This is a genomic window from Legionella sp. (assembly GCF_965140895.1).
GTDB lineage: Bacteria > Pseudomonadota > Gammaproteobacteria > Legionellales > Legionellaceae > Legionella.
Window position 1 is genome coordinate 28785 of record NZ_CBCSKT010000094.1, and the last position, 20184, is coordinate 48968.

Here is a 20184-nt window from a genome sequence, read left to right on the forward strand (position 1 = left end):
TCGTAAACCATATTAAATCCAGGCGTTATGAATGGAGACGATGTTCGCGAAGTGCTTTGCGAATTGCAGTGGATTAATAAGGCTGGGGATGTGTGTTTAAAGATCCCTGCGCTAGAAAAAGCAATGGCTAAATTGCATGATCCAGACTTTGATGCCGTTTTGGGGAACGTCTAAGAAAAAAAAACCGTATTACGATCTCGTCTAAATACGGGTCACTGCTCTGGGACTCCACTTCAATTTACATTCAGTGTATAATGGAGCCAATTTATTTTCAGGTTGCACCATGAATAAGCAGGACTTCTACTTTGATTTACCCCCAGAGCTTATTGCTCAATATCCCTTAGCGAATCGCAGTGATTCTCGGCTATTAACGTATAATCGAGAAAATGGCGAGTATGGCCATCACCAATTTAAAGCAATCGCTGATTTTCTTAAGCCTGGTGATCTTTTAGTAATGAATAATTCCAAAGTTATTCCCGCTCGTCTTTATGGACAGAAAGCGACGGGTGGTAAAGTAGAGTTACTGGTTGAGCGGATTACTGGTGAATTTACTTTTCTTGCCCATATTAAAGCCAGTAAAGCATTAAAGCCTGGCGCTGCAATTTATTTAGATCAAGAATGGCAGCTTGAAGTAATTGATCGCAACGATGATTTATTTGTTTGTAAGGCCAATATGGATGTATTGACATTATTGCATGGAGTAGGTCATATCCCGTTACCTCCATACATTACACGAAGCGATGAAGTTTTAGATGAAGATCGCTATCAAACCATCTACGCTCAATTTGAAGGTTCCGTTGCCGCACCAACAGCAGGATTGCATTTTGATGATGCTGTCATCAGCAGTTTGCAGGCGCGTGGTGTGCAGGTTGCTTATGTTACCTTGCACGTTGGAGCGGGTACTTTCAGGCCTGTACGTTGTGATGATATTAAAGAACATAAAATGCATAGCGAGCATTTTACAATTACTCCAGAACTTTGTGCAGCGGTGGAGGCTACCAAAGCTGCAGGCAATCGTGTGATTGCAGTTGGCACCACGGCATTGCGCAGTTTGGAAAGTGCGGCACAACATGGAACACTAGTCCCATGCAGTAGAGATACCGATATTTTCATTTATCCAGGATATGTATTTAAAGTTTGTGATGGCTTAATGACAAACTTCCATTTACCGGAATCTACTTTATTAATGTTGGTTTCCGCGTTTATCGGTCATAAGCAAGCAATGGCACTCTATCAAGAAGCAATTGCGAGTGGTTATCGATTTTTTAGTTATGGTGACACCAGTTTATTGCTCTAAAGGGAGATAGTGAATGTTGGCAACAACACAAAATTACATACCAGTTGGCAGTTCCGAGGCAGGCTTATGTTTAACTGCCGAGAATTGGCAGGATGCAAAAGTAAATGCATTATCATTTTCTTTAGAGTTTTTACTCTATAAACCGGGCATCGCCTTGCTAAAAAAAATCCCTTCTTTGTCTAAATATTTGGGTTGGCCTGCTGCGATTATCTTAAATGCCAGCTCGCTAAAAGCAAATCGAGAGGGAACATATCTTCTTAAATCTCCTTTTGATGGTTCTAAAACTAAAGTAACCGCAGTGGAATTGGTGGAGCTAATCCAGCATTTAAATCCCGATGCAGTCATTCTTCCTAAAAAAATTCTGCAGGATTGTCCGCAAATTTGGGCGATTTTAAATGAGTCGATTATGCCTTTTTTTACTGCGGAGGAGTTGAGTCAACACCAACCAACTCAAAAGCATGGTGTCTATTTCACCGATGCTAATGATTCTTTATTAGCACAATGGACTCATTTACCACGTTATGTGATTGGTGATTTTAATGCGGAATCAATACGGCATCTGCGTATACAAGGTATTGAGTTCGTTGAAACGGATGAGCCAGTAAAAGCGGGCTTTCATGGTAAGGTTTACAGCCAGCACGGTGAGATTGATTTAACTAATAAAGATACAGAGATGCAATTTGAGATAATTGACTCGGCCTGTACTTGTCCTGTTTGTACGCAACAATTTACCAAGGCTTATTTTCATCATTTAATCGAGCATACTCCGTTACTCTGCCAGCGATTTTTAATCCAACATAATGTATTTTGGATGGCGAATTAGCAAAAACCAATTAAGCTTATAGAAGTGTAAATAATAAAGGATTATCCATGATAAACGTGAGCATCTCAGGCTTTAAGGATTTAACGCTCACTGAGGTCATCTTTGATTATAATGGGACCTTGGCTGTTGATGGTATTTTAATCAAAGGTGTCGCAGAGCAGCTGATTGCATTATCTGAAAAAATTAATATTCACGTGGTGACCGGCGACAGTTTAGGGACAGCGAAAAACGAGCTAAAAGATGTACCCTGCACGGTGTTCATCACTCCTCAACTCGAGCAGGGTTTAGCGAAACAAGATTACCTAAAAAAATTAAATCCTAAAACCACGGTTTCCATAGGTAATGGCAGAAATGATCAACAGATTATGAAGGAATCGTCAGTAGGTGTTATTATATTGGGGCCGGAAGGGGCTGCAAAAGAGTCCGTAATCGCTGCTGATATTGTAGTAACGAATATTTTCGATGCGATTAATTTACTGCTTCATCCTGGACGTTTGCTGTCCACATTAAGATCTTGAGGAACGCTTAGCGTAGAAAATTTCTACGCTAAGCGTGCTTGGGAACTATTATTGAAGCACACGTGTTTCTTTTTGTTGATCCTGTTCTTGTGTTAGAACAACCTGTGGAGACTCTTGTCGTAAAAGACGGGGGCTAGTTACTGGCACTTGATCAATACGCGAATCATCTTGAGATGATGATAGTTTTACATTGAGTCCAGATATCAGTTTGTTATAAGACGCTAGATTCTCTTGGCTTTTGCTTATTGGCAAACCGACGTTTGTTGTTGGCGGTATCTGCTCACCTGATTGTGTAACGCTTTCAGTGCTTGAGTGTAATGGTGTGTCAGCGGCTTTTTTCTCTTGCGAGACAAATGGAGGTTGAGGATATTCAATGTCGTCCTCTTCTTCTGATTCTTCATCATCTTCTGACGAGCATGTAGTCGAGCTAGAATCATTACCTTCACTAGAAGATTTAGAACTAAACACATTAACTACCGCTTTAGCTGTTGCTCCCGCAACTCCACCAACTAGTAAGAATGGAGACCAAAGAATTGCGCCTAGCGTACTGACTAAACCATTGTTAGTAACACGTGATTTTAATAGATCTAATGGACCCTGATCACTGCTATAACATTCTCTCGCACCAGAAAACATGTAGGTTACACCAATAGAACCATAAACGATCAGAGCGCTAAGACTTAACGTTGATAAACCTAATAACGTTGTACTGCTTGCAGCCATCAGCATTGGAGCTGTCATATATTCAAAGTATCCCAGTATGAAAAGAAATGGTGAACCAAGTAAAAGACCAGCAAACATTAGGAAAACACCTGTGTCAGCTTGATGACTATGATGGCTATGATGACCATGATGATGGTAGTGAGCGTTATAGCGGGGCATATTCTCTCCTTTTTATATTAATTATTTTAACCGGGCGCATTATATTCAATAACTAATCATTTTTCATTATAATTGTAAATTTTCTTTTCAGATTGTTATATATTGTTTGGTCCTTACATTCAGGAGGTAGGATGAAAACCGTTGGGGTTATTACAGGAAGCGCGGCAGATGTGCAAACAATACAAGGGTTTGGGCTTGCTTTTGCAGCGATTGATGCAATTCCAGATGCTATTAAAATAGGAGCCTTCACATCTACAGATGAGGCTGTTCGGGTCTTTCATTTTTTACATCAATACTCTGGTTTTTTAGTTGTAGATTATCCTTTATCCATACACAGTATTCATGAAATCGCTTATAAGATCGATCTTTGGATTCTCAATGTTCATGAAGCAGAGTTCATTTTAAATTGCACCATTAATTCTCAGGATGCTTGTGAACAGGTAGCAGTACAATTAATAGCGCTTGGGGTGGGTAGTGTGCTTATTAAAGCGGAGCAAGAGCATGAATCGCAATGGATTCATGATTATTGGCGCAACGGTACTCATTCTTTTTGGCTGACTCAACGTCGCTATGCAGAGGCTAATTATTCTGATGCGGGCAGCACTTTTTCTGCCGCAATTACCTCGGCATTAGCGCTTGGTTATGTAATAGAAGATGCTGTGATTATTGCTAAGATGTATGTCAATCAGGCAATCCGTTTAGCTAAAACAGAGCTTTATTATGGTAGTTTTCCTGAGTCAGAACTAGATCTTCCCTATATCGCCTCAGCCCCCTTATATTCAGCACCTAAGCCATTTAAGCCCTCTCCTTATTTAGGACTTTATCCCGTAGTCGACAGCGCTGATTGGGTAGAGGCTTTATTAAAAATGGGAGTAAAAACCATCCAATTACGTATCAAACAGCGAACAGAAAGCCTTGAAGAGGAGATGAAACGTAGCATTGCTTTAGCTAAGGAATATCAGGCAATTCTATTTATCAATGATCATTGGGAGCTGGCACTAAAGCTTGATGCTCAGGCTATTCATTTGGGACAGGAGGATTTGGATACCGCTGATTTGGCGGCTATTCAAGCTAAAGGGCTTTTATTAGGTGTAAGCACATACTGCTATCATGAAGTCGCTCGCGCACATGCAATTAATCCTTCTTATATTGCCATTGGTCCTGTTTATCCTACTCACAGTAAGGATTTGGATTATGCGGCGCAAGGTATTGAAAACCTACATCGTTGGAAGCGCACATTAAGCTATCCCTTAGTCGCGATTGGGGGGATAAATCATGCGCGAATAGCGGATGTTGCGGCTACAGGGGTATGTGGAATTGCTCTTATTTCTGCTATTACGCAAGCTGCTGATCCACAAATTGCCGTAAAACAGTTATTAGACCGTATATAGGCACGTCATCACTGAACGCTCCCCTGAATAAGGTCCAATTAGAATCATTCCACATTCAGGGAGCCTTCGTTGTTAACTCCTCAGGATGACGTGATTTTAAAGCCGCTGATCTATGTAGAGCACCATCATGTTGAGATAAAACTAAAAATCTGCAAAATTAGCAGGGGAATTGCACATCGATTCATTTACCTTCTAATCAATTCCCTATATGATGTCACGCGATTAAATTAATAGCAGTTTTAAGGAGATATTATGAGTTTTTTTATTAGCGATGCTCTGGCCGCTGCAGGCACAACACCATCTACTCAAGCTGATGGAACCTTTTCACTCATTATGATCGCCGCTATCTTTGTGTTGTTTTATTTCATGTTGATTAGACCACAAAATAAAAGAGCTAAAGAACATCGTGATTTGATAAGTCGCCTAAAGAAAGGGGATGAGATTGTTACTTCTGGCGGTATGTTAGCCCGTGTAGTAAACCTGGATGAGCAATATATTAAAGTGAGTATTACTGAAGGGGTAGAAATCAATTTACAAAAAGGTGCTGTTGTAGCTGTATTGCCAAAGGGCACTATAAAATCGCTTTAAGCCAGTCATAGGGACACGGAAATATGCAAAATAAATATCCTCTATGGAAAAACCTAATGCTGATAGTTATTGCAGTCGTTGGGTTCATCTATGCTTTACCTAACTTGTATTCAGAACATCCTGTGGTACAAGTTTCAGCTGAAACACCAGTCGATTATGAGGTGCTAAAAGGTCAGATTGAAGAAATTCTTCAAAAAGACAAGCTAGCATTTAGTGAGGCTAGTTCGACGGATAGTGGTGTAGAAGTTGTCTTTACATCTACTGACGCTCAGTTGTTAGCACGCGATGCCATTAAGAATGCTTTAGGCAATCAATATACGGTTGCATTAAACTTAGCGTCATCAACTCCTGCTTGGTTGCGTTCTATTCGTGCTGCACCTATGAAACAAGGTTTGGACTTACGTGGTGGCGTGCACTTCTTACTCGAAGTTGACGTTGATAGTGTGATTAGCCGTCGCTACGAAGGCATCATGAAAAATATTGGCCAAGCTTTACGTGAAATTGGCGTGCGTTATTCTGGCATTCGTTATGTAGCTGATAAAGGGGTGAACTTACGTTTCCGTGATCAAGAGTCTATGGAAAAAGCCCTTACTGCTCTAAGAGATAAAATGCCGGAAGTGCTTTTTGTAAAAAGCAAGGCAGAAAATGAATTGGTGGCTTCTATTCCTCCTGCAGAACTAAACACCATGCGTCAAAATACCATTGAACAAACTATGAGTATTTTGCGTAATCGTGTGAATGAATTAGGTGTGGGTGAAGCAGTTGTTCAACAACAAGGTGCTACTCGTGTTGCGGTCGACTTACCCGGAATTCAGGATGCTGCTCGTGCGAAACAAATCCTTGGTGGTACTGCAACCTTACAATTCTATTTGGTTGATCAGGAAAATGATCCACAAATTGCCAAACAAACTGGTTCTGTGCCTGTAAGCGACAAGTTGTACATGATGGATGGACATCCTATTCTTTTAAAGAGACAGGTTGTTTTAAGCGGGGATTCTATTACTTCCGCAGTATCCAGCTTTGATCAACAAACAGCTACTCCAGCAGTACAGATTCAATTAGGCGGTGGCGGTGAAAGCTTATTCACTAAAGTAACTCGTGAAAATATTGGCAAGCGTATGGCTATTGTCTACGTCGAAACCAAAAATGACATGCAATCAATTAATGGTGTTGAAACCCGCGTAACTCATAAAGAAGAACGTGTAATCAGTGCACCAGTAATTCAAAATGCTTTAGGTAATAATTTCCAGATCACTGGATTAACTGATGTGAAAGAAGCAAGTAACCTGGCGTTATTATTAAGAGCAGGGGCACTTCCAGCAGCAATTTATCCTATTGAAGAACGTACTGTAGGTCCTACTTTAGGTAAAGAAAATATTCATCGTGGTATCGTTTCTTTAGCCGTAGGTCTGGGATTAATTTTAATCCTGATGTTAGTCTATTACCGTTTCTTTGGACTGATTGCGAACCTGGCTTTAGTACTGAACCTGATTTTATTATGTGCCTTATTATCAATAATTGATGCAACCCTAACCCTTCCGGGGATTGCGGGGATAGTACTTACGGTAGGTATGGCCGTTGACGCCAACGTGTTGATTTACGAACGTATTCGCGAAGAGTTACGTCATGGACTATCACCCCAGGCTGCAATTTATGCTGGTTATGAGCGTGCTTTTTCGACCATTCTTGATGCGAACGTGACTACCTTAATTGTTGCCATTATTCTGTTTGCAGTAGGTACCGGCCCTGTACGTGGATTTGCAGTAACCCTTTCTTTAGGGCTATTAACCTCCATGCTAACAGGTATTACATTCACTCGTGCTATCGTCAATTGGTATTATGGTGGTCGTACAGTGAAAAAATTATCCATAGGTATTTAAGGCGAGGCTCAGATGGAATTTTTTAATCCAAATTCAAAAGTGGACTTTATGGGCGCTCGTCGTTGGACAGCGCTGTTCTCCATATTAATTTTTGTTGTTTCAATCGGTGCGTTGTTAATTCATGGCCTAAAATGGGGACTTGATTTTACTGGCGGGACTCAGATTGAAATATCGTATCCGCAGGCAGCTGATCTTACAGAAATTAGAAATAGCCTAAGCAATGCCGGCTTTAAAGAAGCTCAGGTAGTGAGTTATGGTACTTCTAGAGACGTTCTGATTAGTATTGCTCCTAGAGAAGATATTGATCAAAGTCATATGGTTAATAAGGTAATGAGTGCTTTGCCTGGTGCTGTGAAACAACGAGTTGATTTTGTTGGACCTCAAGTAGGACGGGAATTAGCAACCAAAGGTGCTTTGGCGGTTCTTGTTTCTTTATTGGCAACTATGATTTATATTGCCATGCGTTTCGAATATCGTCTGGCTGTAAGTTCTGCTGTTGCTCTGGTTCATGACCCTGTATTAATTCTAGGGATCTTTGCCTTTTTTGGTATTGAATTTGACTTGAAAGCACTAGCTGGTTTATTAGCGGTTATTGGTTATTCGTTAAATGATACCATCGTAGTATTTGACCGAGTCCGTGAGAATTTCATTAAAATTCGTCGTGGCACCCCGATAGAAATCATGAATATATCGATTAACCAAACCTTGTCTAGAACAATCATGACCTCCGTATTGACTCTTTTTGTGGTGGTTGCTCTATTCGTTTATGGTGGGGAGGCAATTCATGGATTCTCGTTGGCATTAATTATCGGTATCCTCATTGGAACATACTCATCTATTTATGTTGCTGGAGCATTAGCTGTAGCGATGGGATTAGATAGAAAAGATTTTATGCCAAGTCAGCGCAAAGAGCTGGATGACCGTCCTTAACAAATTAAAACCTGGTTGTTGGCAACCAGGTTTTTTTCCCGCAGTACTCCAGTCAATCTTCATCTTATATTGGCGAATAAGTAAAAAATTGCCGTCATTGTGAACGAAGTGAATCAACCCAGGGTTCAGCTTCGATCTTATCATTGTTTCGTTACTACGTTTCTTGCAACCGGATTTTTCTTACTGATTTTAAGGTGTAAACAAAGCCGACTCTTCAGGAGTTGTCTTATCAAGCTCCTCCATTTTCGGATCATTAGTATTTGGTTTTAACTTATCATTGAGCTCTTTAATAACCAATGACATTTTTTCATCAACGCGTGGATCATCAACAGGCTTACCATCCACAGTGATTTCGCCATTTTCAGTTATTTGTAATCTAGGATTAGGTTCAAGTTGTTGAGGAACCACATTAAATTGGATTGGATGACCACGAACAGCGGGGACCCCCTTCGCAATGCAAATGCCGTCTAATGGAGCAAGGCTTGGTGGCTGAGAGGAGTAGCTGACTAAGAATGAACCTGTGGCTCTAAGCAGATTATAAGCAATATCAAAAGGTAAGCCGGCCACTTGACCCGTGTATTGCCCAACAAACCGCCCAGCTTTTCCGGACATACTTGAAAAACTGAAGTTACAAAATGTAGAGATGAGTCTCGACGCAATTGTAGGCGCTAATAAAGCGACACCTGCAATATTTGTTGGGCCTATGAATAATAAGGCACTACTAACCCAAGAGGTAACCTCAAGACGGGGCGTTATCGCTGCAGATGAGCTGCTCACCGCTCCTGCAACTACCCAGCCAATAGTTAAACCAACATAATAGAAAGTTTCTCCAAAAACCGGTGCAAACGTGTTGCCGACAGGAAGATAACTTGGTGAGGGTATAGGCGTTGTTCTCTTTTTTTCTTGTGCCGCGATGAAGTCAGAGAATAGTTTCCATTCTAATTCAGTAAACTCTGGGTGCATGAGTTGCTTTAGCTCATGATTAAGATGTGTCAGTGCATCTTGTGTTTTAATTAATTTATAAGCTGTCTCATAACAACTTTGCTTATCTTCTTCATCCAGGAAGTTTTCAGAGCTAACTCCTAGATACTCATTAATTAATTGATAAAGAGCTGATTTTTCCTCGCATTTACCAATTTGATGTTGCATATACGTGCTTCTAATTTCTTCTTGCACCGAGAGGGCGGCTGCAATCATAATTCGTGAAGCCATTAGATTTGCTTGAAATTCATGCTGTGTTGTAAATTCTTCACCTTGATGAAGAAAATGCTCTAGAACCGCGATGGTTTTCTCGAGAAATGAAATTTGTCTATTTCTGGTTTGAACATCCGTAGCACCAAAAAAGGTGAGCCATGATTTAGGGGTTTTTTCTAAATTAATTTGGCGTCTTTCTTCATAATCTTTACGCAAATTCTTAAATTTTTCTATGCTTCCCGCGACTAGAATGAATTGCATGATATCTCCCGTCCTTAGATGTTTCGACTTAAGCTTGCTAAAATGCAAACAGCGCTTATCCTGATGCATATTTTATCTTACTTTGTCATTGTCTAAATGCAATGTTATTTGCTTATTTTTTATTGAAATAGTGTAGACTACTTTTTTATTTAGCAATTAACTTCTTGAAATGATGATTTTTTTCTAGATTATGATACTTTTAGTATCCTTTGTATTACGACTCATTGTGGTAGTACACGAGTTTTATTAAGTTTTGAGCTAAATAAAGGTGATTGAATTGATGAATGACACGATAAAGGTAAGTTTCACAGAACGACTTAAACATTTCTTCTTGCTGCTTCGTGTATCTCATTGGTCTAAAGCGGTTTTTGTAATGTTAGGGTTTTGCTATACGCCAATCCCCGGATATTTTGTGCCTGCACTATTGGCTTCTTTAGCTTTTTGCTTGATTTCCAGCGCAGTTTATATTTACAACGATATTGAAGATCGCACCGAAGATAGCCTACATCCACATAAGCGTCATCGCCCCTTAGCCAGCGAAAAAATTTCAGTGGCTGAGGCCATCTTCACGCTGTTTTTATTGCTGGTTACCGGGCTTGCTTTGGGGTGGTTGATATCAAAGAAATTAGCTCTGATCTTGTGTTTTTATTTGGTGATTAATCTTGCCTATAACTATATCTTTAAGCTTATTCCCATTTGTGATGTATTGTGCATTGCTGCTGGATTTATGTTGCGTGTTTTAGCTGGAACTATTGGTATAGGCTTGTCTATTTCAACTTGGCTTGTTATCGCTGCTACCTTGCTTAGTCTTTATATTGCATTAAATAAGCGCCGACTTGAGATGCGTTTAGGATTAAAGCATGCAACCCGGTCTGTATTGAAAAAATACAACCCCATGATGCTCCACATTTTTATTGTTGCTGCAGGTATCGCGACATTTAGCACATACATTTTTTACATCATTTACGCACGGGATGAGTCATTTTACTTTATGCTAACTGTACCTTTTGCTGCGATTGCTTTATGGCGTTTTGGTTGGCTTGCAACTCTGGATGTTGAAAATGATGATCCGATCATTGTGTTTATAAATGACCGATTATCACGTATAAACTTATGGTGTTTTGTGGTATTGACCTTTATGGCTCTAACTCAATGAAATACCGTTTTCGTTGGTATGACAGTATTCTTGCGTTACTGGCGATCTATTTATTTGTATTTCAGGTTCAAGCAATTTGGCCTTTTACCATTGATGACATGTACATTTCCTTACGCTATGCCAAAAATTGGGCATCAGGGAATGGCTTATTGTGGAATGTACATGCATCACCGGTAGAAGGCTATTCGAATTTTAGTTTTGTAGTCCTCGCGGCCTTCGCTTTGTTGTTAAAAGTGGATCCCGTTATTGTTTTAAAAGCCGCAGGTGTTTTAGGGCTTTTTTTTACCTGTTATTTTCTTTATTTGATAACGCGCTTTTGGTTTGATCAAAGAAGTGCGCTGTTGCCTTGTCTTGCTTTGTTATTTTATAGAGGGCAGATTATTTGGACCGTAAGTGGTTTAGAAACAGCGGTTTATCAGGCAGTTATTTGTGGCTCCGTGTATTTTTGTTTTCGAGGGTTGGGGTATCAGCATTATCCCAAAACAAGGGGTGAGTCTCAAAATCATGCATTTATTTTGGCGGGTGTATTTCTTACTTTAGCCGGACTAACACGCCCTGAAGCACCTGCATTAATGGCTTTGTTTTTTATTCTTTTGTGTTGGGATAGACCTCAGGAGGGAAGATGGCTTTATTGGCGCGGTATCGTTCTATTTAGTCTTACCATAACCCTTCTTTTTATACCGTATTTTAGTTGGCGTTTTTTCTATTTTGGTTATTTGTTTCCTAACTCCGTTTATTGCAAAGGGGTGACCAACGCGTTTAGCTTAGCCTTAGATTTCAATTACCTAAAACTGATTTGGCCTTTTGCCTTTTTTGCTTTGCTAGCGTGCATCCAAATACCCGATAAACGACATTCATTTTTATGGGTTCCTGGCCTTGCCTATGTGTTGATGCTGACTGATGCAGATCCTATAGTAGCTTTTGATAATCGACTTTTCTTACCCGCATTTGCTTTGTTACTCCCACTGGCATTGCAAGGTGTTAATTGGCTTGTTTCACGTTATATGCAGGACAGCTCATTAGCCTTATATGTTTTATTTTTGGGAATGGTTTTTATGTTTATTCCCAAAATGTCTTTATCGGATTACCGCTATTTCAGTCAAAACCCACAAAAAGGGGAGCGATTACGAGGAGAAGTAGTGCAGTGGTTAAAGGCAAATACAAAAGCAGGAACGGATGTTGTTTTGGCTGACAGTGGAATGATTCCTTACTACAGTGATTTGAGTTTCATTGATTCCTATTGTTTGAACAACCGAGATATGGGGCATTATTCCACGAAACAACGCTATGAGCAGTTTTGTCGAGAAGTCATGCAGCAGAAACCCGAAGTTATTATTTTAACCTCACTAGTTGAGCAGGGAAGAGTAATCTATACTCCGAGCGACCTGTGTTTAAAAGCCGCTCTTAAAAAACAGGATGATTATAGCTTGCGTCAATCTTTTAGTACGGATGATCCTAATTCGACTTATCGTTATGAATTATTTTCTCTTTCAACATCAAAACTATAAATAGAAATTATTGAAGCGTTAAGAAATAATTTATCTAAATTTCATACAATTTCTGATATTATAACACAACAACATAGTGTACTATCTCTACATGGAAATGGATTGAGTGCCTTATAGTTTATGATGCAAAAATTAACATCTTTTATGAGAAAATTCTTATTGAAATTGCCGGTCATCTCCTATGATATTTTGGCAATTCCCCTTGGATGGTATGCGGCTTATTGGCTACGTTATAACATGCGGCCATTCCCAAAAATGTTAACCTCTACCCATTCATATATGGCCTTGATTTTATTAACAGGGATTCAAACTGCCTGTTATTTTTATTTCAAAACTTATCGGGGTTTATGGCGCTTTTCCTCATTAAATGACGTGATGCGCATAATAAAAGCTGCTATGAGCACCGTTATATTGGTCATCCCGGTTTTTTATCTCAGTTCAATAGTTCATCATTTACCGCGTTCTATTTTGCCACTGTATTTTATGATTTTGACTACCTTGCTTTGTGCTGGTCGGTTAATCACTCGTCTATATTGGGATAAAAAGGCCAGGGGGCATACTTTAACGGACATTAAGCGTGTTTTAATTGTGGGGGCGGGCTTGGCGGGCGAGGGCTTAGTGCGTGATTTAAAACGCAGCCAAAATTACCAACCCGTAGGCTTTGTTGATGACAATGTTGGAAAACGTGGTTTGGAAGTGCATGGCATCCCCGTCATTGGCACTATTAGTCAGCTTGCTGACCGCGTTAAAGAGTATTCAATTGATTTAGTGTTTATTGCCATTCCGTCGGCGCGCTCAGTTGCCATGCGTCGTATTGTTACTCATTGTGAACAGTGTAAGGTTCCTTTTAGAACCTTACCAAGTCTTAGCGCACTAGCTTCAGGGCGGGTGGAGGTTAATGCCTTACGGCCGGTAAATATTGAGGACTTATTGGGACGCGATCAAGTTTATCTGGAATGGGATAAGTTAACTGCCGGTATTGCTGGGAAGAGGGTATTAGTTACTGGTGGTGGGGGTTCTATTGGTTCTGAGCTTTGCCGACAAATTATGGCGCTTAAACCTGAGAGCATTGGCATCGTAGAAAATAGCGAATTTAATTTGTATCAAATTGAGCAGGAATTGAAAGATAAGTTCCCCAACATTCCGCTGAAGCTGTATTTAGTGAGCATTACAGATGAAGTGGCTATTGAAAACGTATTTACAGAACTTAATCCAGAACTCGTTTTCCATGCTGCTGCTTATAAACATGTGCCCTTGTTGCAAGATCAAATACGTGTTGCTGTGCTGAATAATGTCCTAGGTACACAAATTGTTGCTAAAGCGAGCGTGGTTAGTGGCGTGGACAAATTTATTTTGATTTCTTCAGATAAGGCGGTTAATCCAACCAACCTCATGGGTACAACCAAACGTGTCGCTGAAATTTACTGCCAGAATATGAATCGCCTTGTGAAAACTCAATTCATCACCGTACGTTTTGGGAACGTTTTAGGTTCCGCAGGTAGCGTGGTGCCTTTATTCCAAAAGCAATTAAAAGCAGGCGGGCCAATAACGGTAACACATCCTGATATGCAACGTTATTTTATGACTATTCCAGAAGCTTGCCAGTTAATTTTGCAAGCTATGGTTAATGGTTCGGGTGGTGAGATTTTTGTATTGGATATGGGGGAGCCAGTTAAAATCAGTTATCTGGCTGAACAGATGATTCGTTTAGCAGGGAAAGAGCCAGGAAAAGATATTCAAATCGAATACACAGGGCTACGCCCAGGCGAAAAGCTTTTTGAAGAGTTATTCCATGAATCAGAACAGCTCGCGCCAACGGAGCATGGGAAGCTATTTAAAGCTAAATACCGAGAGTTGGATTGGGATGAGTTAGCACAAACAATGTCTTTATTGAACCAAGCTTGCGCGGAATACCAAACCGGAGAGCTATACGTTTTATTGAAGAGCCTGGTACCGGAGCTTCACTCGACCGATTTGTCCAAATCGCTTGCATAAAGAGAGATTAGTAACATGATAATAAGCTTTGATGATTTTGCGAAAGTAGAGCTACGCTCCGGCACGATTGTTAAGGTAGAGCCATTCCCGCGCGCTAGAAAACCCGCCTATAAAGTATGGGTGGATTTTGGCAATGACATTGGAATATTACAGACTTCAGCACAAATTACAGTGTATTATACTCCTGAAACTCTGATAGGGCATTCCGTGGTAGGTTGTGTCAATTTAGGCGAGAAAAATATAGCAGGATTTTTATCACAATTTCTTCTCGTAGGCTTCTCAGACGCTAACGGTGCTATTTGCTTAATAACTACCGACCCCAAAGTACCCAACGGCGAAAAACTGCATTAAATCGACTTTAAAAGAGCCTGGTTGCTAGCAACCAGGCACCCAATAGAAAGGGAATTACACCGGCGGGAATAAATCTTGAAACTTAACCCGAGTCTTAAGATGTAGAGCCTTGCGTCGCTTCTTAGACAAATCAAACAGCTTGTAAATAACAATAGGAATAATAAAGCTCACCATTCCAATATAAAATGCTAATTTATAAGCTGGATCCTTATTAAGCACCAAGAAAAACAAAGCAATACACATCAAGACGATCGCGCAAATCCCAGTATAAGGAGAATAAGGCGTCACATAACGAAGATTCTCGGTAGAATACCCAGCCTGATACAATCTGCTTCTGAACCTAATTTGTGAAAGACACAAAGAAATCCACGCCAAAGTCCCAGTAAAGCCAGAGACTAAAAGTAAGGAAATATAAAGTTGTGTTTGCCCAAAGAAGAAACCAACACCCAGCAATACCCACACCATAACCAAAGTAGCTATTACCGCATTTTGTGGGACTGAATTCTGATTGAACTTAGCAAAAGTATGAGGTGCCATGCCATCACGAGCAAGCGCATTTAAGGCTCTAACGGTGCCATAAAAGCCTGAATTAGCACAAGATAAGGTAGCGCTAAGGGTAACAAAGCTGGTGACTGTTCCTGCCCATTTTAAGTCGTATAAGTTAAGCGCATCAGCAAATACTGAATTAGCTAGACCTGCTTTTTGCCAAGGGAAAATTAGAACCAGACAAAATATGGGAATAATGTAGATAAAGAGAATTCTATAGGTCACATTACGAATCGCGTGAGGAATCATACGTGCAGGATTTTCAGACTCACCCGCAGCAAGACCAATGATTTCAGAGCCCTGATAATTAACCAGTAAGAGTACCATTGCGGTCAATAAAGGCATTACCCCATTTGGAAGCATCCCTCCATCACCTAAAATGTATCGCGTACCAATAATACCCGCAGGCTCACTGCCATGAACAAGGCCAAAGAATATTAAAACAGCTAAAATCACAAATCCCAACAAAGCCAGAATTTTAATCAAGGCCAACCAAAATTCAATTTCGCCAAAAGTATCGACTTTAGCTAGGTTAATATAGGTAATTAAGAGGCCAAAACAAATAGCCCAAACATAGCCATTGACCCCGGTAAACATCTCCATGATGATACCCCCCGCGACACACTCCGCAGGAATATAGGCCACCCAACTAATCCAATAAGACCAACCCACGCCGCAGGCAACGGAAGGGGATATAAAGTCAGCCGTGTAGGTTACAAACGAACCTGAAATGGGAATAGCAACAGCAAGCTCACCCATACAAAGCATAGTTAGGAAAATGATTAAACCACCGAGTACATAGGCTATAAAAACCGCAGGACCAACTAGATTAATGACCTCGCCTGTACCTAAGAAATAACCGGATCCAATAATCCCACCAAGGGCAATTAATTGAACATGTCGATCTTTCAACCCACGGTTGTAACCACTATCTTTGATAGGCTTAGTTGCTTTTGAAATACTATTATCCACGGGCTGTTTATTTCTCACATTATATAGGTTAACGCTGATGAACCAATGTTATATTCATCCTAAAAAATTTAAAACAATTCTCTCTTAAAATGAGAAAAATAGTTTACAGCAAATACCAAAATCGCACCAAAGCAAATGAAAGCACAACTTAATGGATTATTTTTGAGCATTCTTAACTATTTTTGACAAAAAGGCAAGGGATTATAGGAAAAAATGAGTAATTACACAACAATTACATCACAGTTGATTTACGTTATACTTTTTGATATCGCTGCTGTAACTAAGTTGGTGGAGTATTTGATTCGTAATCAATAGGCCCGCGGTTCGATTCCGCGCAACGGCATCAGTGAAATCAAGTGGTTACGATTAAAAAACTGATTTTGATTTGACTTGTGATTTAAAAACGTTCCTCTAAACGTTCCTTTTATCTCTCTCCTAGGCTTCTAGTTGCCATAATAAAGTACAATTATTGGTCATATGATTTTACTGTCCCTTCCATGATTTTTGAAGGGGAGTATGAAATTAAAACAATCTTCAATTTAAAATTTTTAGGGTCAAAATATGGTGATTAAAAATAAATGATTTAAATAAAAATAAGTTTTTAAGACTATCACTGACGTCACTTTCGTCACAAATAATTGCCTCTAAAAATCACAAATTTAAGTGTTCAATAATTTTATCTCATTCTAGGGATTAATGTTCTTCCCAAAAAGGCTCTTTTCCTATGATTCCTAATAAGTATTGATTAGCTTTAAAATTGTCAGGCGAAAATCCTGTACAAAGATAAATATTTTTAAAACCTGAATCATAAATTTCATTTATAAAGTTTTCTCCTTTACAATCATTAAAATTTGAATCTAAAAATATTACTGTTTTTTTAGATATTCTTTTTATATTTCTTAAAAATGCTTGTGGATGTTGAAAAGTCTTAAGTGTCTTAGAATGTATTTTTGCAGACATTTCCCAAACTTGATGCATAAGCGTATCGTCATCAATAAGAATTGCATCATATCTTTCTTTACAAGAAATAATTTCTATTGGCACATGACAAGCTAATTCTTTAGGTATACATTTTATATCCAGCGTTTCGCATTTTTTTTGAACATCAGATTCATCAGCATGACTAGTTACCAGAATAGAATTTTGTTGTATCTCCAATTCGTTAATTAGATCTAAACCATTAAAATCATGCTCTATGAATTCATAATCACACAAAATCAGAATTTGTTTATCTACATGCTTTTTAAGGGTCTCTTTTAATAAATCAGGACTAGTAATATTAATTAAGTTGACTGGTTTTTCTTTGAATCTATTTTGCCATATTTGATGGATTGAAAGATCATCATCAAGAATAATTATTATCGTCGTTTCTTCAATACTAATTTTTTCCAAAAACCACACGGGTATTTTATATTGAGGGAGAAATATTGATATTTTTGTACCAAAATATTTTTCGCTCTGTATTTTTACTGACCCATCCCAAGATTCTATAGTAGAAATAGCATGATATAAACCCAATCCGAATCCTTGATTTTCTCCATTTTTACCAAAGCTAAATCCTTTTTGGCCTACCTTATTTAAAATATCTATAGGAATTCCCTTTCCATTATCTTCAATAATAATGAGGATATTTTTATCTTCCTGGCTTAAACTTATTTGTATTCTTCCATGATTATTTTCCATAGCTTCCACAGAATTATTAATCAGATTTGATAGTATTCGTTTAAAAACTGATGCATTAATATTTGCAAATAAGCCATAAGAATTTTCTTCTAATGCTGAAATAATTTCAATGTCTTTTTTATTATAGAATTGTGCTCTTTTTTCAGAAATAATTGTTTCTGTTAAATTTGAAATAAGCCAAATCGAAAGAGGATTTTCGTCAGAATGATCAGCTCTATCCACTGTTTTAATTAATAAGTTATTGGCGATGTCTTTAATACGCTGTGATGCTTGCCTTATAATTATTCTTTTTTCTTCTGGAATGCCTGCTGTTGTAGTAGATGCAAATTCAAGAGCTAGCAATGGGGAGCGTATGTCGTGTGCCAGCTGCCTTGACAAATCTATTAATGCAGTATTAATCTCAGATTGTTTAAGTTTTAACATTGTTTCTTTTAATTCAGAATTTTTATTCTCTATATTTTTAATATATGAGTTAATAAGAAAAACAATAATAAAAATAGCCTCATATAAAGACCCAATGGCTGAAATATTAAAAAAAATAAAACTCATATCAATGGAAAAAAAATATACATGCTCAGTAATACTTCCTTGTAAGAGTAGAGTTTTTACGATTTGGCCTAAAAGTTTAGGGCTGCTTGCTAAGATAAATACTTTTCCTTTACTTGAGGAAAAATTGAAAATTCCTAGATAAATGACCCAGAAAAAACCAAATAAGATCGAATTATTAACTAAAAAAGAAGTAATCGGGTTTTGATTATGAATATGAATAAAAATATTTATTAAAATAGGAGTTACTAATATTGCCTGGCTAATTATAAATAGCCGAGAAATGATCTTGTTAATCTTATTCTTTTCTTTCAAAAAAGCTGTTGCAAAGGCAACAACAGAAATGTTCATAAGGAGAGCAAAAATATTTCCTACATCATATTGAATAAAATCAAATGGTTTTAGAACATAGTAAAATAAAAAGCCATTTAAAAGAGAAGTGCCTAAAAAATCTTGCGTAATAAGTAATGAACAAAAATAAAAATACACCTTATCTTTATATTTAAATAGAAATATGAATGAAATGAAGAAAATAATTATCAAGAATGAATAATATGCAGCATAAAAGAGATTATAATAAACTATCATCTTTTTTAATACATCGGAAGAAACAAGTGATGGCGAAAAATTCATTACATCACCAGATTTAAACAATATCCAAATTGTTTCACATTTGTTTATCTTGAGCTTCAAATCAACCCAATAATTATTCGAAAACTTGATTTGATCCATGGCTTGATATTCGACAGGAATAGTAGAGCTTTCGGAATAAATTTTTATAATTTCGATGGGATCTTTATAAATAAAATGGATAATTTCATTATTGGGGTTGCAAATTTCAGCCTTTGCCCAAACGTTTCCCTTATAAAACCCACCTGGATTTATTTCATTAAATGTCTTTTTCTTGATTTCATCTAAATATAATTTTCCTGTTGTATCATTATAAAAAAAAGAGTGTGGCTTTAAGGGCTCATTAAATTCGCCAGAAACTAAAATACTTCCAAAAGAATGGACGCTAAAAAATAATAGGCAAATAAGTAAAATTATTTTTTCCATAATTCTAACAAGATAACATCGGTTTTAGTTTCTACGGAATGAACTCTTCCCGCAGGTATATTGATCCATTCGCCGGCTAAATAAGATTTTTCTATATCATCAATAAAAATAGAGAATTCACCATTAAAAACATAATTAAAAACTTCCTGGTCATGAGAGTGCGGGGGAACTTTAGTACCTTGTTGAATAAAATTGATAGATACATCGTAATCTTCGTGAATATTATAATACTCAAAACCGGTTTCTTTGATTAACTGGCTGTCTTTAAAAATCTTTTCAAACATGTCATTTTCCATAAAACGTTAACTAGTACACTGCAAATCAGTATAGGCATTTGAGAAAGCGTCATAAATAATACTCCCAACACATTTAAGATCACATGTGAAATGTGAAACATACCGTTTTTTAGCAAAAATTCAACCATCTGCTAAAAATATTCTGGTATTTGTTTTAATACAACAAAAAGTAATAAAAAAATACTTGATAACTCACATTCCGCACCATCCCATCTAAATTTTCTCAATTAGTTATTTGTCCAAATTTCCAACAATCCAATTTAAATAATCGTACATAAAGCCCGGGGATTTGCTCCGTTCCTGTTATTTGT

At 38.1% G+C, this 20184-nt stretch carries 17 protein-coding genes and 1 tRNA gene; 13 read left to right on the forward strand and 5 right to left on the reverse strand.

Translation table 11 applies throughout. The features are described 5' to 3' along the window. Positions 1-27: 27 nt before the first annotated feature. The 4 genes from ACQY7T_RS10165 to ACQY7T_RS10180 all read left to right on the forward strand — a co-directional run bounded on the left by ACQY7T_RS10165 (position 28) and on the right by ACQY7T_RS10180 (position 2638). Positions 28-174, forward strand: a complete 147-nt coding sequence (locus ACQY7T_RS10165) for a hypothetical protein (protein WP_428413144.1) — start codon at positions 28-30, stop codon at positions 172-174. A 109-nt stretch (positions 175-283) separates the two neighbouring features. Continuing rightward, on the forward strand, positions 284-1297 hold the full coding sequence (gene queA / locus ACQY7T_RS10170; RefSeq protein WP_428413145.1) for a tRNA preQ1(34) S-adenosylmethionine ribosyltransferase-isomerase QueA: 1014 nt from the start codon (positions 284-286) through the stop codon (positions 1295-1297). A 13-nt stretch (positions 1298-1310) separates the two neighbouring features. Then, complete coding sequence (locus ACQY7T_RS10175; protein WP_428413146.1) at positions 1311-2120, forward strand: queuine tRNA-ribosyltransferase; 810 nt, start codon at positions 1311-1313, stop codon at positions 2118-2120. Positions 2121-2167: 47 nt separating this feature from the next. Continuing rightward, positions 2168-2638 carry an HAD family hydrolase gene (locus ACQY7T_RS10180; protein ID WP_428413147.1) on the forward strand — a complete coding sequence of 157 codons (471 nt, stop codon included), beginning with the start codon at positions 2168-2170 and terminating at the stop codon, positions 2636-2638. Positions 2639-2686: 48 nt separating this feature from the next. On the opposite strand, the gene ACQY7T_RS10185 is transcribed toward ACQY7T_RS10180, so the two are convergent. Continuing rightward, positions 2687-3520, reverse strand: coding sequence for a hypothetical protein (locus ACQY7T_RS10185; RefSeq protein WP_428413148.1), 834 nt, complete (start codon positions 3518-3520; stop codon positions 2687-2689). A gap of 131 nt (positions 3521-3651) precedes the next feature. Between ACQY7T_RS10185 and thiE the strand changes: the two genes are divergently transcribed. From thiE to secF, 4 genes are all read left to right on the forward strand, one after another. Further along, on the forward strand, positions 3652-4911 hold the full coding sequence (thiE, locus tag ACQY7T_RS10190; protein ID WP_428413149.1) for a thiamine phosphate synthase: 1260 nt from the start codon (positions 3652-3654) through the stop codon (positions 4909-4911). 252 nt (positions 4912-5163) lie between these two features. After that, on the forward strand, positions 5164-5499 hold the full coding sequence (yajC, locus tag ACQY7T_RS10195; RefSeq protein ID WP_428413150.1) for a preprotein translocase subunit YajC: 336 nt from the start codon (positions 5164-5166) through the stop codon (positions 5497-5499). Positions 5500-5522: 23 nt separating this feature from the next. Continuing rightward, the gene (gene secD, locus ACQY7T_RS10200; protein WP_428413151.1) at positions 5523-7379 is read left to right on the forward strand and encodes a protein translocase subunit SecD; all 1857 of its coding nucleotides are present in this window, start codon (positions 5523-5525) and stop codon (positions 7377-7379) included. A gap of 12 nt (positions 7380-7391) precedes the next feature. Further along, the gene (gene secF, locus ACQY7T_RS10205) at positions 7392-8309 is read left to right on the forward strand and encodes a protein translocase subunit SecF (protein WP_428413152.1); all 918 of its coding nucleotides are present in this window, start codon (positions 7392-7394) and stop codon (positions 8307-8309) included. Between the two features lie 189 nt (positions 8310-8498). Here secF and ACQY7T_RS10210 read toward each other — a convergent pair whose 3' ends face one another. Further along, entirely contained in the window at positions 8499-9764 is a 1266-nt protein-coding gene (locus tag ACQY7T_RS10210) for a hypothetical protein (RefSeq protein ID WP_428413153.1), read from the reverse strand. A gap of 268 nt (positions 9765-10032) precedes the next feature. Between ACQY7T_RS10210 and ACQY7T_RS10215 the strand changes: the two genes are divergently transcribed. The 4 genes from ACQY7T_RS10215 to ACQY7T_RS10230 all read left to right on the forward strand — a co-directional run bounded on the left by ACQY7T_RS10215 (position 10033) and on the right by ACQY7T_RS10230 (position 14774). Beyond that, positions 10033-10920, forward strand: coding sequence for a decaprenyl-phosphate phosphoribosyltransferase (locus ACQY7T_RS10215; RefSeq protein ID WP_428413154.1), 888 nt, complete (start codon positions 10033-10035; stop codon positions 10918-10920). Then, positions 10917-12428 (forward strand): protein LphB, encoded by a 1512-nt coding sequence (locus tag ACQY7T_RS10220; protein ID WP_428413155.1) that lies wholly within the window; start codon positions 10917-10919, stop codon positions 12426-12428. Before ACQY7T_RS10215 ends, ACQY7T_RS10220 begins: the two co-directional genes overlap by 4 nt. Positions 12429-12551: 123 nt before the next feature. Continuing rightward, positions 12552-14423 (forward strand): polysaccharide biosynthesis protein, encoded by a 1872-nt coding sequence (locus tag ACQY7T_RS10225; RefSeq protein WP_428413160.1) that lies wholly within the window; start codon positions 12552-12554, stop codon positions 14421-14423. Positions 14424-14438: 15 nt separating this feature from the next. Beyond that, complete coding sequence (locus ACQY7T_RS10230; RefSeq protein ID WP_428413156.1) at positions 14439-14774, forward strand: tRNA-binding protein; 336 nt, start codon at positions 14439-14441, stop codon at positions 14772-14774. A gap of 54 nt (positions 14775-14828) precedes the next feature. Here the strand turns inward: ACQY7T_RS10230 and ACQY7T_RS10235 are convergent, their stop codons facing one another. After that, positions 14829-16292 carry an amino acid permease gene (locus ACQY7T_RS10235; protein ID WP_428413157.1) on the reverse strand — a complete coding sequence of 488 codons (1464 nt, stop codon included), beginning with the start codon at positions 16290-16292 and terminating at the stop codon, positions 14829-14831. 270 nt (positions 16293-16562) lie between these two features. Here ACQY7T_RS10235 and ACQY7T_RS10240 point away from each other — a divergent pair. Continuing rightward, positions 16563-16635 (forward strand) — tRNA-Thr (locus tag ACQY7T_RS10240). A 350-nt stretch (positions 16636-16985) separates the two neighbouring features. On the opposite strand, the gene ACQY7T_RS10245 is transcribed toward ACQY7T_RS10240, so the two are convergent. Next, positions 16986-19577: an ATP-binding protein gene (locus ACQY7T_RS10245; RefSeq protein WP_428413158.1), complete on the reverse strand. Its 2592-nt coding sequence runs from the start codon at positions 19575-19577 to the stop codon at positions 16986-16988. After that, a complete protein-coding gene (locus ACQY7T_RS10250) occupies positions 19565-19861 on the reverse strand; it encodes a cupin domain-containing protein (RefSeq protein ID WP_428413159.1) in 297 nt (98 codons plus the stop codon). Before ACQY7T_RS10250 ends, ACQY7T_RS10245 begins: the two co-directional genes overlap by 13 nt. Between the last annotated feature and the right edge of the window lie 323 nt (positions 19862-20184).